16 protein-coding genes are annotated in these 15,981 nt (G+C 48.2%); 4 read left to right on the top strand and 12 right to left on the bottom strand.

What is annotated here, in order from left to right; genetic code table 11:
- Window positions 1-8: 8 nt before the first annotated feature.
- Window positions 9-983, bottom strand: coding sequence for an aldo/keto reductase family protein (locus HI950_RS19760; RefSeq protein WP_169087953.1), 975 nt, complete (start codon window positions 981-983; stop codon window positions 9-11).
- 152 nt (window positions 984-1,135) lie between these two features.
- Here HI950_RS19760 and HI950_RS19755 point away from each other — a divergent pair, with 152 nt between their 5' ends.
- On the top strand, window positions 1,136-1,468 hold the full coding sequence (locus HI950_RS19755) for a winged helix-turn-helix transcriptional regulator (RefSeq protein WP_169087951.1): 333 nt from the start codon (window positions 1,136-1,138) through the stop codon (window positions 1,466-1,468).
- A 1-nt stretch (window position 1,469) separates the two neighbouring features.
- On the opposite strand, the gene HI950_RS19750 is transcribed toward HI950_RS19755, so the two are convergent.
- The 3 genes from HI950_RS19750 to HI950_RS19740 all read right to left on the bottom strand — a co-directional run bounded on the left by HI950_RS19750 (window position 1,470) and on the right by HI950_RS19740 (window position 6,705).
- Entirely contained in the window at window positions 1,470-2,339 is an 870-nt protein-coding gene (locus HI950_RS19750; protein WP_169087949.1) for a DUF421 domain-containing protein, read from the bottom strand.
- A 443-nt stretch (window positions 2,340-2,782) separates the two neighbouring features.
- Window positions 2,783-3,520 carry a GTP cyclohydrolase II gene (locus HI950_RS19745; protein WP_169087947.1) on the bottom strand — a complete coding sequence of 246 codons (738 nt, stop codon included), beginning with the start codon at window positions 3,518-3,520 and terminating at the stop codon, window positions 2,783-2,785.
- A gap of 293 nt (window positions 3,521-3,813) precedes the next feature.
- A complete protein-coding gene (locus tag HI950_RS19740) occupies window positions 3,814-6,705 on the bottom strand; it encodes a family 78 glycoside hydrolase catalytic domain (RefSeq protein WP_169087945.1) in 2,892 nt (963 codons plus the stop codon).
- Window positions 6,706-6,876: 171 nt separating this feature from the next.
- Here HI950_RS19740 and HI950_RS19735 point away from each other — a divergent pair, with 171 nt between their 5' ends.
- Window positions 6,877-7,779: an AraC family transcriptional regulator gene (locus HI950_RS19735; RefSeq protein WP_169087943.1), complete on the top strand. Its 903-nt coding sequence runs from the start codon at window positions 6,877-6,879 to the stop codon at window positions 7,777-7,779.
- Here HI950_RS19735 and HI950_RS19730 read toward each other — a convergent pair.
- Window positions 7,767-8,519 (bottom strand): SDR family NAD(P)-dependent oxidoreductase, encoded by a 753-nt coding sequence (locus HI950_RS19730; RefSeq protein ID WP_169087941.1) that lies wholly within the window; start codon window positions 8,517-8,519, stop codon window positions 7,767-7,769. The two genes, HI950_RS19735 and HI950_RS19730, sit on opposite strands and share 13 nt — an antisense overlap.
- A 362-nt stretch (window positions 8,520-8,881) precedes the next feature.
- Here HI950_RS19730 and HI950_RS19725 point away from each other — a divergent pair, with 362 nt between their 5' ends.
- Window positions 8,882-10,210, top strand: a complete 1,329-nt coding sequence (locus HI950_RS19725; RefSeq protein WP_169088132.1) for an FAD-dependent oxidoreductase — start codon at window positions 8,882-8,884, stop codon at window positions 10,208-10,210.
- 125 nt (window positions 10,211-10,335) lie between these two features.
- Here HI950_RS19725 and HI950_RS19720 read toward each other — a convergent pair whose 3' ends face one another.
- The 6 genes from HI950_RS19720 to HI950_RS19695 form a co-directional block, all read right to left on the bottom strand.
- Window positions 10,336-10,635: a spore coat protein gene (locus HI950_RS19720; RefSeq protein WP_169087939.1), complete on the bottom strand. Its 300-nt coding sequence runs from the start codon at window positions 10,633-10,635 to the stop codon at window positions 10,336-10,338.
- Window positions 10,636-10,649: 14 nt separating this feature from the next.
- Window positions 10,650-10,844 carry a hypothetical protein gene (locus tag HI950_RS19715; RefSeq protein ID WP_169087937.1) on the bottom strand — a complete coding sequence of 65 codons (195 nt, stop codon included), beginning with the start codon at window positions 10,842-10,844 and terminating at the stop codon, window positions 10,650-10,652.
- 33 nt (window positions 10,845-10,877) lie between these two features.
- On the bottom strand, window positions 10,878-12,014 hold the full coding sequence (locus HI950_RS19710; protein ID WP_169087935.1) for a zinc-dependent alcohol dehydrogenase: 1,137 nt from the start codon (window positions 12,012-12,014) through the stop codon (window positions 10,878-10,880).
- A 21-nt stretch (window positions 12,015-12,035) separates the two neighbouring features.
- Window positions 12,036-12,401, bottom strand: coding sequence for a spore coat protein (locus tag HI950_RS19705; RefSeq protein WP_169087933.1), 366 nt, complete (start codon window positions 12,399-12,401; stop codon window positions 12,036-12,038).
- Window positions 12,402-12,413: 12 nt separating this feature from the next.
- Window positions 12,414-12,656 (bottom strand): spore gernimation protein GerQ, encoded by a 243-nt coding sequence (locus HI950_RS19700; protein ID WP_169088130.1) that lies wholly within the window; start codon window positions 12,654-12,656, stop codon window positions 12,414-12,416.
- A 197-nt stretch (window positions 12,657-12,853) separates the two neighbouring features.
- Window positions 12,854-13,822 (bottom strand): glycoside hydrolase family 43 protein, encoded by a 969-nt coding sequence (locus HI950_RS19695; RefSeq protein ID WP_169087931.1) that lies wholly within the window; start codon window positions 13,820-13,822, stop codon window positions 12,854-12,856.
- Window positions 13,823-14,021: 199 nt separating this feature from the next.
- Between HI950_RS19695 and HI950_RS19690 the strand changes: the two genes are divergently transcribed.
- Window positions 14,022-14,936 carry an ArsR/SmtB family transcription factor gene (locus HI950_RS19690; protein WP_169087929.1) on the top strand — a complete coding sequence of 305 codons (915 nt, stop codon included), beginning with the start codon at window positions 14,022-14,024 and terminating at the stop codon, window positions 14,934-14,936.
- 60 nt (window positions 14,937-14,996) lie between these two features.
- On the opposite strand, the gene HI950_RS19685 is transcribed toward HI950_RS19690, so the two are convergent.
- Window positions 14,997-15,977: a carbohydrate ABC transporter permease gene (locus HI950_RS19685; protein ID WP_169087927.1), complete on the bottom strand. Its 981-nt coding sequence runs from the start codon at window positions 15,975-15,977 to the stop codon at window positions 14,997-14,999.
- Window positions 15,978-15,981 lie beyond the last annotated feature (4 nt).

Here is a 15,981-nt window from a genome sequence, read left to right as displayed (position 1 = left end):
TTCCTTTATTAACGTGCTGGAGAAAAGCTGCTAACCTCCGCGAGAATGGCTTCTGTTTGAGCAAGCAGCTCGTCAGACAAGACGATGTCGATGGCCTTCACATTCTCTTCGATTTGTGCCGGACGGCTGGACCCAATAATAGCCGAGCTAACATTAGGCTGGCGCAGCACCCAAGCAAGTGCGAATTGGGACAAGGAAACGTCGATGCTTGCTGCAAGCCGTTCAAGCTTCTCAGCCACTTGCAAAACATCCTCACGCAAATAGCTGTTAAGAACGCCATTTGTCTTATCGTTTGCTGCGCGGCTGTCGGAAGGAATCGGTTGGCCGGGCTTATATTTCCCTGTTAGAACGCCTTGAGCTAGCGGAGAGAAGACGACCTGCCCCATCCCCTCCTGCTCGCTTGCGCGAATGACATCCTGTTCAATATATCGCTCGAACATATTATATATCGGTTGGTTGGATACGAGAGGACGCAGCCCAAGACGCTTGCTGGTCGCAGCCGCATCTGTAATTTGCTCTGCCGTCCACTCGCTTATTCCGGTATAGAGCACCTTCCCCTGCGCTGTCAAATCATCGAGCGCCCGCAGCGTTTCTTCTACCGGCGTATCGTTATCAAAGCGATGGCATTGATAGAGATCGATATAATCTGTACCCAAACGCTTTAAGCTCGCCTCGCACTGCTCGACGATATGCTTTCTAGACAATCCGCGGTCATTGGGTCCCGAACCCATCGGGAAAAATACCTTTGTAGCAAGCACATAGCTGCTGCGCGTATACTCTTTTAAGGCATGTCCCATTACCTTCTCAGCTTCACCGTTATTGTAAGCGTTAGCAGTATCAAAAAAATTAATGCCGATCCCATATGCTTTATGTATGCATGCCTGTGCGGTTTCCGCTTCTGTCGCCGTACCGTACGTTAACCAGCTGCCAAGTCCGATTTCGCTTATTTTAAGCCCGCTTTTTCCTAGTTTTCTATATTTCATTCGCCAACACTCCTCTTTTCGTATCCGCTGCTTTCAAGTAGTAGTGTATAGCAGTTCATTCTATTATTAAAGTAGTGAATGTTTTTTCATTTTATTATCTCCAATATATATACTATACTTATGGTAGTAGCAATGGAGAGGGGATCGTCTAATTGAGCGCACATAATTACATTCCGAAAGAGCCTTTGCATATCGAATGCAATATTGAGAAAACATTAGACGTTATTGGCGGTAAATGGGCTTTTCTTGTTTTGCGAGAGTTGTTTTGCGGCACTAAAAGGTTCGGGGAAATACAAAGGCTGATTCCTGCGGTAAGTCCTCGCGCGTTGACAAGCACGCTCCGACATCTGGAAGAGAAGGGCGTGCTTGAACGCAAGGTATTTCCAACCGTACCGGTAACGGTCGAATATACGTTGACGCCAAAAGGCGAGGATTTGCATCAAATTTTAAAAGAAATGAAACGTTGGGCTGCTATGTGGACCTAGCTCAAGGCTTCAGCGAATGATCCGGCAGTGATTTGGTGCTCGCTTGAAAGCGATCGATCGCAGTCTGATAGATACGGCGATCACTTTCATTACGGGACAGCCGTTCAAGGCGGAGCAGCTCCGCCTCAAACTGCTCGATCAGCATCGAGATGCGCTCTTTCGGTTTTGTTTGATTGTTTTGCGGCTGATTTCCCTCTTGGCCGGTTTGAATATGCAGCTCGTCATTGCTGTCAAGTTGAGCAAGAAACACATCCGCTTCTTTCATATCCCTCTTTTTCAGCTCGTGCAGCAGCCATTGCCGGTCATGCCCCACCCTTTCAAGCACTTCATCTTGGATGTCCCCATCCATCAGTACGGTTTGCGCTTCCCACTCATTAGCCACATTCCATCCGAGTACATCAGGCGTTATAGGTTGATATTCCTTCTTCAGCATCACATTGACTTCCCCGCTTGACTCCATAACGGCAAACTCCACATCTGCCACGCGGTAAACGTCTTTTTTCCTCAGTTGCTCCAGCATTTCATCTAATGTCAATCGTTCCTTATGCAAATTCTTTTTGAGCAGCTGTCCATCTTTAATGAGAACCGTCCCTTTGCCATCAATAAAATCACGAGCTTTTTTGCTTTTCATCGTCAAAAATTCCATAGCGACCGATACGCTTACCCACACCAATAGGGAAACCATCCCTAGATACCATAAATTGTCGAGATCAAGTGAGACATAGGCGGCAATGTTACCGATCGATATGCCTGTTATGTACTCAAATAAAGAAAGCTGTGAAATTTGACGTTTGCCTAGCACCTTCGTAAGCGCAAATAAAATAACGATCGCTGCTAATGTACGAAGGATAATTTCAAACCAACTTGGCATTTTGACTTCCCCCCTTCCATCTCTAGAGTATCCAGAAAGGTAAAAGTCATGCGTTTTCCATTTAGATGTTGCAATTCATTATGAAGTGTAGTATTATAGAAAGAACGTATTATATTTAACCCCAGCAAATCCCCAGTAAGATTCATTGTTTTCCTCGGATTTTGATTTCTTTGCTGTTAATTCTCAAACCTGTTACGTGATGTATTTCTGATTCACACTGGCGCGGTCATCGGAGCCGCGAGGACGGAAGAGAGGTAGGGCTTTCGTTGTTTTAGAATGCGAGTTTTAGACAACTTGGTACACATGCTGTTTGCTGTTAACAAGGGGATTCCATACGGCCTTTCGCTCATGAAGAGGTCCGGTTAAATATAAAATACAAACAGGGCTGTCCGGCTAGTGCATTTATGTACTGGCAAGGCAGCCCTATCCAATTTTCAGGGCCTTTATTCGTTCGGACAAACACTTGCGGCAAAATGACCGGAACGATTTATTTTGGTTTCCAAATACCGTTCATTATACTCTGATCGATCTCCCCATAGCGGAATGCGATTCGACACTTCCAGTCCGGCTGCCTGAAGCGCATCAAGCTTTCGCGGGTTGTTCGTAATCAGAGAGACCGGCTTAGATCGCAGAGCCTTCAATACGCGTATGGCATCGCCATAATTGCGCGCATCGTCAACAAAACCCAGCTCCACATTAGCCTCAACGGTATCGTAGCCCTGCTCTTGCAGCAAATACGCCATCGCTTTACTAAACAGCCCAATACCTCTGCCTTCATGATTCGCCAAATAAAATAAAGCACCCGAGCCATTCTGAACAATCATGCGCATCGATTCATGCAGCTGGTAGCCGCAATCGCAGCGCTTGCTTCCGAAGATGTCGCCTGTGTGGCAAATGCTGTGCATGCGAATCCAAGCTTCCTCCGCTTGCTCAAAGCTACCGTACACAAGCACGCTGGATTGCTGCATCTCAGCCAAATTGATTGCGGATAGCTTCTCGATAATGGATTCCGCATCGTCCAGCTTCTCCTCGCATAGCAGCCAGCAATACCACTGGAATATCGCCTCCCCTTCATCCATTTTCACAGGAAGCTGAATCGGCCCAACCAAATAAATGATGCCTTTGTCACTCTCAATGACTTTGATTTTGTGATCAACAATGGAAACCGCTTCTGTATGCATAGGTATGCTCCTGACCTGTTAAAAAATAGCTGCTTCCATTATTATGAGCTCTAAGCAATTCCGTTATGCCCGCTCTGAACGGGAGCATATGAATATTACCCGCAATTATTTCACAAGACAATCCACCATTTGATCCAAGTGCTGCTCCAGCGTAATTGGATTATAGCTTGTCCAGTGCATGCTTACCGCATCGCCCCGTCCCTTTTGTACAGCCGGAAGACTGCTGCTTCCTACGAAAAAAGAGAGCCATACCGCAGCAACTGCAGCATGGCTCTCTCTGTTTTCTAAACCTTCTAGCCTAATCTCGTCTCACGAATATCTGCCGTTACGCCCTCTGGCACTCGAATGCTCACTTTCGCATGCGCGGGATAAGAAACCTCTAGCTTCATAGCCGAACCACCCTGTTCTACTTTCCAAGAAACATCGATTCGCCCCCCGCCAGGGTGCGGCACGCTGCCCTTCGCCCATGCAAGCCCGCATAAATTAGGCGCGATCTCCACCTCTGTCCATGCGGCTGTTAATGCTTTCACGCCTAACAGCTCGCGCCCTAAGAAATAGGCGGGCGCTGAAGACCAAGCATGGCAGTGGCTGCGTGTCAGCAGATCCTCATGCGCACGATTTTCGGAAAAGTTAGGATACATCTCCCAGCAAGTCGTCGCCCCGTTGTCAATCATGATGCCATAATGATGGCGAATGTCATCTACGATTTGCTGCGCATTGCCTGATTTAGCTAAAGCTTCATAATAGAAGAACGACATAAACGGACTTCCGATTTGTATAAAATGCGCTGGCGGCTGCTCCATATATTGCGCCAGCCGCTCATGCCGCGCGCCCTTAGCAACCTCTGTCAGAGTTGCAACAACCTGCGTCTGCATGCTGAGCACCTCCGATCTGCGCCCATCTGCATGAATGCAGTCAATATAAGCCTGATTCGTTTCATCCCACAAATGCTCATTGATCGCGGTCGAAAGCTTTTCCGCTTCACTTGCAAGCCAATCAGCTCCAGCGGAATCATCAGCGATTATAGCTAGCTCGGCTGCCGCTTTCAGCGTTTTGACAAGAAACATGTTCTGATGCGCAACGACTCCATCATTCGGCTGATCGATCGGCGACCAATCAAGGAAATTCCAGCCCTTAATGTTGAATAGCCCGTTTCCATCTATTTTGTCTACGTAATGCTTCAACGTAAACTTCATATGCACGTACATTTCCTTCGCAAAGTCGCGGTCTCCCGTTTGCAGGTAGTACTCGTGACAAGCAAGCGCCCAGAAAAAAGTCCAGTTCGGAATGACGCTGTTCCAGCCGCTTGGCACTTGATTGACTAACAGCGGCGTCTGGTCCTTCGAGCCCGGAACCAGCCGGAGGCAACGCTTTACAATATCGTTTACGCCATACAAATAGTTGCTGATTAACGCTTCGTTGCGGCTGTCCCCTACCCAGAACACCTGCTCATAAGCGGGACAATCAACGAAGGTGTCCTCCATGCAGAGCTTCGTCGTATGCTGGCTAATTTGCCATATATCATTAAGCAGAGGGTCTGCGCATTGGAAATTGCCGACCTCCGCAACCGGATAATTGCTCTGCAAGCATGACAACCCATAAAACTTAACCGGCCTCGCAGCACCCCGCACCGTTACCATTTGATAGCGGAAGCCGCGTCTGATCGGAGATACATATAGCTGTCTGCCCTGCCTGCAAACATACCGAATCGTATTATCAAGACCGTAAGTATCTTGCCGGAAATGGCTGTTCATATATTCAAAGCCGTAAAAATCAATTACCGTGCCCGCATCTGCATCTATCTCGAAGGTCAAATAACCAGAGTATTCTTTGCCAAAATCGATAACCATCTCCGTATCCGCCCCGTTGAAAATAGGAACGATGCCCGCTTCCGCATTTGGAATGACCAATTGCTGCAAGGCTGCTGGGATAGCTAATGCGGTGCTTTCCTTTTTATACACGCATAGCGCAAATACATCGGCTTCGCTCACAAATTTGTTCGGAATCGGCTTCACCCAATCGGCATAGCCTGCTAGATCTCCCGCAGAGGCTACCGAGCCTATGATCTCCGTATAAAGAGGATGCTGGCGATTAAACGGCTGCTTCGGCTGATGATCGATGTGAATTGCCGTTTCGAACGGGCCGATTGAGCAAAATACGGATTGCTCTTTCTCGTCGCTCTCCCACGGCGAGCGAAATGCAAATGGCTTCTCGCAGTATAGCCCCAGATGAATAATGCCGGGATGAGACTGGCCGGACACGTCCACTAGCAGCAAATGCTCGCCGGCATCCAACTCCAGCTCTGCATAGCGCTCGACGTCCTTCCTGCCAAATGCCTCAATCGGCTTTCCGTTCAACGTAGCTGCAACGATTCCTTCGCCAAAAGCAGCACCGAGTATAACGGAAGCAGGCTCTTCCAGTTGCAGTAGTGTCGCTGCATAACCGGTACATTCGAGATGATTCGCATGATTCTCACTGCCTGCTACCAAATGGTTACGCACATCTATCGCAGCCGTCCAATGAAAGGTTTTCACTTTGTTTAGCGCTTCTACTCGCTTCGGGAAAACCTGCTCTTCCGTCAGCAAAGGAATATAGCGGGGAATGAGCGTCGTCCATGGCCCTTCCCCTACCGCAGCTATGACAATCGCTGATGCCCAGCCGCTATCTGCATACTCACGTTCCTTCCAGTCGTCGCTCCACAGCGCGCCATCCACATATTCCGAGAAAGCGTGCTGACATGCCATACGTGTAGAGCGTGAATGCTGGCCGAGATAACGAGCTGTCCGCCATGATTGATCACTGCTCACCGTCTCTAGAACGCTGCCGTCTTCCCGCAGCAAATCCAGCTGTGCCAGCAAGCCGCCGCGCCCGCGAATATAATAGAAGGTCGTTATGCCAAAATGCATAACCAGCACCGCAATCGTATTTAACTTGCCGGGCTCAAGCAAATGCCCCACCTCATAGGTATCGTAGGATTGCTCAGCCGGCCATGAACGAACTGGCCCCCGTCCCAGCCTCTTGCCATTGACATACAACACATATCTAGAATCCGCCGTTATGCGAAGTGAGCCTTCACTCCAGCCTTCCAGCGGCACCATGAAAGTTTTACGGAAGCAGTGCCACTCATTACGAGGACTCTCCTCCCCTTCGGTCCAAATCCAATTTGCCTGCCATGCATGATTCATTTTAGCGTCAGCTCCTTAACCGTATTATCTCTGATTGTACAGCAGCGAAAGAACAGGCTAATGGGTTGATTACGACAAATATATAGGTGTAAAATGACATGTGATAGCTTTGTAAGCGTATACGACTGAGTGGCTTTCTTTCATATTTTCATAGAATAGGGGCGCTTCCGATTGAAAAAAAATGTCCAGCTTACCAAGGGCGAGCTATATTTTAATGATGAGCTTTCGATTCTCGTTAATCGGGTAAGCGAGCGATTCGAGCTGCGCGAGCATGCGCATGAATTTGTGGAGATTTGTTATGTATGGGAAGGCAGCGGCTTTCATTATATTGGAGATAAGGCGCTGCGCGTCACGAAAGGGGATTTATTTTTTATTCCAATCGGTATCTCTCATGTATTTAGGCCGTCCTCCTCGGCTGCGGATAGCCATCTAATCGTCGGCAACTGCATCTTTGAGCAATCGGTCCTTGATTCCCTTACGAGCACGATGCCAAATACGCTAAATTCCTATCGTTTTAAACATATCGGCTCCCATGTAATGAAGGACTGGATACCCTTCCGTGAACATAGGCAGGAATTTGGGAGCTTATTCGACCGGATGCTTCAGGAATCTCAGCAAGCCCGCTTGGGTTTTCATACGATGCTGCTCGCTATGCTGCTTGAGCTGCTTCTGCTGCTGGAGCGCCGTCTAGAGAACGAGAGCTTTCCGTCTAATGCTATCGCGCCCAATGAGCGTATGGACATTATTATCCACTATATACGTTCGCGGCTGCACGAGCCTCTTTCCCTGCGCGACGTTTCGAGGCAGATTCAGCTTGGCGAGCGGCAGGTGCAGCGGATTATTCAAGCCTCAACGGGACTTACGTTTACAAGCCTGCTCCGCAAGGAGCGTATCGAGAAAAGCTGTATCCTGCTTGAGCAAACAACAAAAACAGCGGCGGAAATCGCTCCACTTGTCGGCTTTCACGACATGAAGCATTTCCACCGCCTATTCAAGCAGCTGATCGGCATGACGCCAATTCAATTTCGCCAAGCGTCACATCCTGCTGCCACACCACGAGGTTATTCCTCATAGATCATTTTTCTCGTCATGCCGCCATCAATCGTAATATGGGTACCCGTTACAAAATCATTGTTAGGGTCGGTTAAGTAGAGGCACGCGCGCGCGATATCCGCTGGTTTGCCAACGCGCTGTGACGGATGCTGCGTGTGATCCTCCGGGCGCAGCTTATCGTAATCGCCTGTCTCGATCCAGCCTGGGCAGATTGCGTTGACCGTAATGCGATCCGGGCCAAGCGACACGGCCATCGCATGCGTAAGCGACAAAATCCCGCCCTTCGAGGCGGCATAGGCTTCCGAATTCGGTTCCGACATCGTCGCTCTCGTCGAGGAAATATTTACGATAGCTCCGCCGCCGCTTGTCCGCATCAGCTTGGCCGCTTCACGGGAGCAGACAAACGTCCCGCGAAGGTTCGTGTTCACGACGTCGTCCCATTCATCTATAGATAGATCATAGGGTGACTTCCATATGCCAAAGCCTGCATTATTAATGACGATGTCCAGCCTGCTTAGTATTGTCTCAATATCGCGGAACAGCCCTGCGACCTCATCCGGCTTGCTCATATCAATTACAAAGGATAGAGAATCATAGCCAGCCTCTTGGAGCAGCTCGCCTGTCTGCTCTAGTCCAGCTTCATTCTTATCCACTAGAACGGGAAGCGCTCCTTGCTCTGCGTAGGCGATTGCAAGCGCACGGCCTATTCCCGCTCCGGCACCTGTTATAAGTACTATTTTATCGTCGTAGACTGACTCCATCTGATTTCCTCCTCAGCATTGCTGTGCTTTCAGTATGAGTGTAATCGAAAACTGCCAAAAATGAAAACGGCATAAACCCGCTATAAGCAGAACCATTTGCGAACTGACGCTCTCTCCGATTTACCCGCCCACCCTGAATTGTGGCTAAGTCGTGTCAAATTGTCTGAAAATTCAATTCTTATAGCAAAAAAAGTTTCAGAAGCCCTTGTCAATTTTCCTTAAAGCGAATATGATAAAAGCAAGAAGAGGTTGTGAATGTTTTCACGTAGTAATGTATATTGTGAAATAATTCACGTTGTAAGGTCGGCGGCCAATACGGCTCACGTACTTTGCACATACAATAGGAGGCGTTTGATATGACGATGAACATTGCTGTTATTGGCTGCACCCACGCAGGAACTGCTGCTATTACCCAAATGGCTAAGCTTTACCCCGAGGCTCGCATTACGGTATATGAACGGAACGACAACATCTCGTTCCTATCGTGCGGAATCGCATTGCATGTAGGCGGTGTTGTAAAAGATGCCGAGCAGCTATTTTACGCTACGCCCGACCAGCTCGCTAAGCTTGGCGTAACGACGCATATGCGCCATGATGTTCTGGCTGTAGATACGGATGCCAAAACGATTCAAGTCCGCAACCTTGTTACCGGCGGCGAATTTACAGATACCTTCGATAAGCTCGTCGTTACGACAGGCTCGTGGCCGATTATTCCGCAAATGGAAGGAATCGAGCTTGAGAATATCGTGCTATGCAAAAACTATAATCATTCGAAGACGATTATTGAAAAAGCTAAAAATGCGAACCGCATTGCCGTCATCGGCGCCGGCTATATCGGCATAGAGCTTGTTGAAGCCTTTGAGCAGCTTGGCAAGCAGGTCACCTTGATCGACAATATGGAACGCATTTTATATAAATATTTGGACCAAGAATTTACCGATGTCACCGAGCAAGCGCTCGTTGATAAAGGCATTACAATCGCTACCGGCGAAACCGTTACTTCGTTTGCAGGTGCAGATGGCCGCGTTACGACAGTCAATACGACTGCTGGGCAATATGAGGCAGACCTCGTAGTACTCTGCATCGGCTTCCGTCCTAATACGGAGCTGCTGAAAGGCCAAGTCGACATGCTGCCAAACGGAGCGATCATCGTCGATAATTATATGAGAACGAGCAAGCCCGATATATTTGCCGCTGGCGACAGCTGCGCCGTCCACTATAATCCAACCGGACAAAATGCGTACATCCCGCTAGCAACAAACGCGGTTCGCATGGGGACGCTTGTTGCCAAAAACCTGATGAAGCCAGTAGTCAGATATCTCGGAACGCAAGGCACATCGGGGATTAAAATTTACGATTACAACATCGCATCGACTGGTTTAACGGAAACGGCTGCGCTTGCTGCGGGAATGAATGTGAAAAATGTCACAATCGTCGACAACTATCGTCCCGAGTTTATGCCTACGTACGAGCAAGTGACGCTAAAGGTCGTTTATGAAGCAGAAAGCGGCAGAATTGTTGGGGCGCAGGTGCTATCGAAGGTTGATCTAACGCAATCGATCAATACGCTGTCGGTATGTATCCAAAACGCCATGACGATGGACGAATTAAGCTACGTCGACTTTTTCTTCCAGCCGCATTACAACAAGCCATGGAACCTGCTTAATCAAGCCGGCTTGCAGGCTGTATAAGCTTTTTCAAATGGAGCTGCCGGGATGAGAACCACTTACAATCCTTGCAGCTCCTTCAATATTCAACATGCGATTTATTCATAAAACAAAAAGCACCCTCACAGGTGCTTTCATTCATGACTTCCTTATAACACGGGCGTATTCAAAGCTGTCTGAATGTTTTGCAGGTCAAGCTGGATTTGCTCATTAACATTCCATGGGTGGTATAGCCCATTCTCCAACATGTAATTAACAATTCTCTCGTGCATATCGATCGCTTCATCCAGCTGCTTGGCAAGCGTTGCTTTTACCTCCGGAGTTCCGCTCTCCGTTAGTGCCATTGCATAGTTTCTTACACCGCTCTTCGCCGTAACCAGAAAGTCCATGGCAATGACTTGATCGGTCATTGCATTCAAGCCTGTTAAACGCTCAATGATGGTATTCATGCTGTTTTCACCTCCTATATAGTCGTTTTGGATAAAATGGCTCCGAGCTCTTCCAGCTGCCGAGTCGATACGTCAACGTCTAACAATAAAATTTCCTTTAATGCCGGATCTGAAACTAACCCATGCATGGTCTTAGCCTTTGTTAAGCATACTGTCTTGAATGCAGCAATTTCATGAACTTCCAGCGTTTCATGCAAAGCATATGTCATGAGCGAGTTGCACCTCCGATTCTATTAATAACATCAAGGCTTGAGAATGACTTTAATGCAGTTATCCTGTCTCGTATCAAAAACTTCATAGCCGCGTTTAGCCTCACTAAGCGGCATGATATGTGTGACGATGTCTCCCACCTCTACTTTGCCTGTCGCAATCAGCTCATACATATAAGGCATATAGTGGATGACTGGAGCTTGTCCCGTGCGGATATTGACATTCCGTTGAAAAATATCGCCAAGCGGGAACCCGTTATACCGTCCGCCGTATACCCCCGTAATTTGGATCGTGCCGCCCTTGCGCACGCACTGAGAAGAAATCACGATACCGCCCATTGCTCCGCCATGCAGCTTGAGACCTGAAGCGATAGCCTCCAACGGAGTCATCTTACCGCTCATCCCGGAACAATCGATTACGACATCCGCTCCGCCTTTCGTCATTTCCTTCAAGTGATTGCCAATATTCTCTCCGTGCTCGAAGTTTACAGTTTCTACTTTGTTGGTACGCTTTGCATGCTCCAGGCGGTAATCGATATAATCAACCGCGATTACGCGCTTTGCTCCTTTTAACCAACAAAATTTTTGAGTTAACAGACCTACAGGGCCACAGCCCAAAACGATAACGGTATCTCCGTCCTTCACGCCGGAATTATCGACGCTCCAGTAGGCAGTTGTCATAGCATCGGCAATTAAACATAGCTTTTCATCCGGCTCTTCGCAGCTTTCTGGAATTTTGAAGTGAGTAAAATTAGCATAAGGCACCCGCAAAAATTCCGCCTGTCCGCCAGGATAACCTCCTGTCGTTCCTGAATATCCGAAATAAGCGCCCATATCCCCGTTCTCATTTGAGTTATCGCATTGGCTTTCCAACTGGTTTTTGCAGTAGAAGCATTCACCGCAGCTGATATTAAACGGAATGATGACACGGTCACCCTTTTTTAAATTCGTTACGCCGGGACCGACCTCTTCTACTATTCCCATTGGCTCATGTCCAATCACGTAGTCTTCCTGTAGATTAGGAATCATGCCGTGAATCAGGTGCAAGTCTGAACCGCAAATAGCCGTGGTCGTCATTCTGACGATCATATCATCGGCTTTCTCGATTTTTGGATCGGGTACTTCCTTTACCACGACATTCTTGAGGCCTTGATACGTGACAGCTTTCATTTTTCAATTCCTCCAATAATGTTATTCATCAGGTGTCCGATCAAACATGCCTTTGCGTGAGGTATCGCCTGGGAAGAGATCCATTCCCCCGATTTGTACAGCATTAAGAGCGCCAAGCATATCCAATTGGAATTGTTCCTGAAGTCCGTAAGGATGAAACCATTTCTTGCTGATCATTAAATCAGTAATTTCCTGATGCATTGCAATGCCTTGGTAGAGCTGAGCCCGCAAAAGCGCTCTAGCGTCTGGAGAAATCGTTTCAGTTAGCGCTGTCGCAGTGTTTCTTACCCCCTCCTTGGCTCGGATGAGGAAATCCATTGCAAACGTCATATCCGCCATTTCCGGCATATTCAGTGCATTGCTCGGGTCTAAATAATCATTATTCATCAATTTTCACCTTCAATTTAAGATTGGTGTTGGACGATTAGGAATGGGAGCTTGGAATGCGGCTTTTGCATACACGACTTGCAGGTCGGCAATCGCTTGCGTTGCTTGCTCCACGTCTTTCTGCATCAATGCTTTCAGGTCTTGATCGAATACTAATCCTTGCATCATTTTGGATTTTAATATGCACAGCGTCTTGAAGTTGATTGCTTCATGTACTTCGAGCGACTCATGCGCCGCCAATGTTTGTTGATTTATCACATAATCACCTCCAGTGGTATGCTGTCCACTATAGGAAGAAATATTCTTTTATCCAGTGCTTAAAATCCATAAAAAACAGTAACAGAATATGATTTCCATACAAAGCTAAATCAATTGTTAGGCTTGTGTCTCCTAGCCTTTTATTCACATACAAAAAGAGCCGCCATCGACATGGCAGCTCTTTCTATATGTCATTATTTAGTATCAGCCGGCGGAAGGCCAAAGTTCGGTGTGCCGTCGATGTTCCATGTGAACACCTTTGCTCGCGCATGGCGATTCGGATCAAACAGCGGATCGCCTACAATTTCTTTGTAGCTGCGGGCATGGTAGATGAGAATATCCTGCTTGCCGTCCTCCGATACCGTAAAGCTGTTATGTCCCGGTCCGTATTGGCTGTTTTCATCACAGCTCGCAAACACTGGCTCCTGCGACTTCACCCAAGAGGCTGGATCTAGCAAGTCGCTCGTTTCAACAGCCGTCAGCATGCCCATCGCATAATTGTGATTCGTCGCGCTGCCGGAATACGTCAAATAGATTTTGCCGCCACGTTTCAGCACAGCCGCTCCCTCATTCACCATGAAGCCGATAACTTCCCAATCCAGCTCAGGCCTCGTGATCATCACCTGCTTGCTCTTAAGCGTCCATGGATTGTCCATCATCGCAATATACAAATTTGTATTGCCTTGAATGGCGGGGTCCTGCTGCGCCCATACTAAATATTGCTCGCCGTTATGCTCGAAGCTAGTAGCATCCAAAGAGAAGGAATCCCAATCCGTGACGATTTGTCCCTTCTCCGTCCAGCTGCCTTCAAGCGGATTCGCCGAGTCGTTCTCAAGCACATACATACGATGCCGGAACGGTGCGTCTTCCTTCGCAGCGGCGAAGTAGATATACCATTTGCCACCGATAAAATGCAGCTCCGGAGCCCAAATGTTTTTGCTCATCGCCCCTGTATGATGCTGCTTCCACACGACAGCCTGCTCTGCATCGGTCAGCCCTTCGATCGTAGACGCTCTTCGCAGCTCGATTCTATCATACTCAGGGACGGAGCCCGTAAAATAATAATACCCATCCGCATGCTTCAAAACCCAAGGGTCTGCCCGTTGCTCTACTAATGGATTACGCAGCTGCTTGCGCGACTGCTCGGATGCTTGTATGCTCATGATTCCTCTCAATCCTCCAGCTAAAAATGGTATGTACTTGGGTTGGAAATATAATTTGTCAAGCCAACTATTAACATATAAAATAAACAAATAGTTCCCTTTTGTAGAATATTAATAACGGATATCATAACAACTTCTTATTTCATTCATTTAAATGAAGAGCGATTGCAATGTTAATAAAGTTGAGCGGAGTGAAAGCATGAAGATAGATATTTCAGATACGCATTTACCGGTTTATGAAGCATTGGCGAGCGATGTAAGACTTCGGATCATTCAATTGCTGGCGAAGCAGGAAATGAATATTAAGGATCTCGCACAGGCGCTCGAGCTGAGCAGCCCAATCATGACGATGCATGTCAAAAAGCTGGAGAAAGCCGGGCTTATCAGCTCCGAGATGGTTTCCAGCAGCGGCGGCACCAAAAAAATGTGCAAGCTTATTACCGACAGCATCGAAATCGATTTCCCTTCCAAAAGCCGTCCCGCGCTGCGCACTTATCACGAATCTATCGTTTCCGTAGGCCATTATACCGACTTCGAAGTAGAACCAACATGCGGCCTCGCTACTACGGTGAAGGTAATCGGCATGTTCGACGAGCCGCGTTTTTTTCTTGATTCGGAGCGCACTAATGCGAAAATATTATGGTTCAGCAGCGGCTTCATCGAATACAAGATTGCTAACTTTCTACTGAAAAGCGAGAAGCCAACCGAGCTCGAAATTTCTTTCGAAATATCGTCCGAGGCTCCGTTTGCCAACGAGAATTGGCCGTCCGACATTTCCTTTTATATCAACGGCACCAAAATCGGCTTATGGACAAGCCCAGGCGACTTCGGCGGAAAACGCGGGAAGTACACGCCTGATTGGTGGTGGGACGAGATCAATCAATATGGCCTGCTTAAAGTATTGAAAATTACGCCTAACGGAACGTTTATAGACGGCCAGCAAATATCCGACGTTACCCTTGATGATATCGACATCTTAAACAAGCAGTGGAAATTCCGCATAGCCGTTGAAGAAGACGCCGAAAATGTAGGCGGCGTTACGCTATTCGGCGCCGGTTTCGGCAACTATAACCAAGACATCGTCTTCAAGCTATACTACGAACGAAACGATTAGGAGCTAGCGGCCTCAGCCGCTAAGCTCCTTTTTTCACGTCAGGCACCGGCGTTCATTGCGCTATTCACCCGCGATACCGGAACGCTCCACGCTTTCTACGAAGTAGCGCTGCGTGAACATGTACAGGATGAGCACAGGCAGTATCGTGAGCATGACGCCGGCCATGACTTGGTTTTGCAGCGTGGGCGCCATGCCTAGCGTGCCTGCGGATACGGAGCTCGATGCCTGCTGAAGATCTAAATTCGCGTTTCCGTTGAAGAAGGCCATATTTTGCGCCAAATTAAAATACTCCGGAACGAGCAAATACATATTAGGCTCGAATAGGTCATTCCAGTGCCATACGACCGAGAACAGGAAGACGACCAGCATGGCCGGCTTGGCGAGCGGGAACATAATCATCCAGTACGTGCGGAATGCGCCTGCGCCATCGATTCTCGCCGCCTCCTCCAGCACGTTCGGGAGGGTGCGATAAAATTGTATAAAGATAAGCACGAACAAGGAGCCTTTCAGCCCGTGGCCGAGCAGCGCTGGCACAACAAACGGCAAATGCGTATTGACCCAGCCCAAGTCGAGGAAAAAGGTAAACAGCGGCACGACAATCGTCTGCGGCGGTACAAGAAACGTAAACACGACCATCGCCAGAAACAGCGCTTGACCGGGGAAGCGGTAACGCGCGAAGCCGTAGCCGACAATAGAGCAGCTGACGACCTGCAAAATCGCGCTCCCGAAAGAGATGATCGAGCTGTTCAATAGCCCCGGCCAGAAGTTGATCGCCTTAAGCGCAATCGAGTAATTCGTTAAGCTGAACTGCTTCGGAATCCATTGAATCGTCGCATCCGCTACATCCTCCGGCCGCATAAGCGATTTGGATACCATGTAAAGCAGCGGATAGACGAATACGAACGCCAAGCTGAGTATGACTAAATAGTAGAAGAACGTTCCGACTATGCCGCGTCCGCGCTTCATCCACGTCACCTTCCAGACCGCTTCCGCTTTGCCTTGAAGACCCGCATATTTTTCGGTCACACTTGGTGAACTCATGCCT

Origin of the sequence: Paenibacillus sp. PL91 (genome assembly GCF_012935325.2) — a bacterium.
In the GTDB taxonomy this organism is placed as follows: Bacteria; Bacillota; Bacilli; order Paenibacillales; family Paenibacillaceae; genus Pristimantibacillus.
Note: the sequence above shows the minus strand (reverse complement) of the source record. Positions and strands in the feature narration are given on the sequence as shown.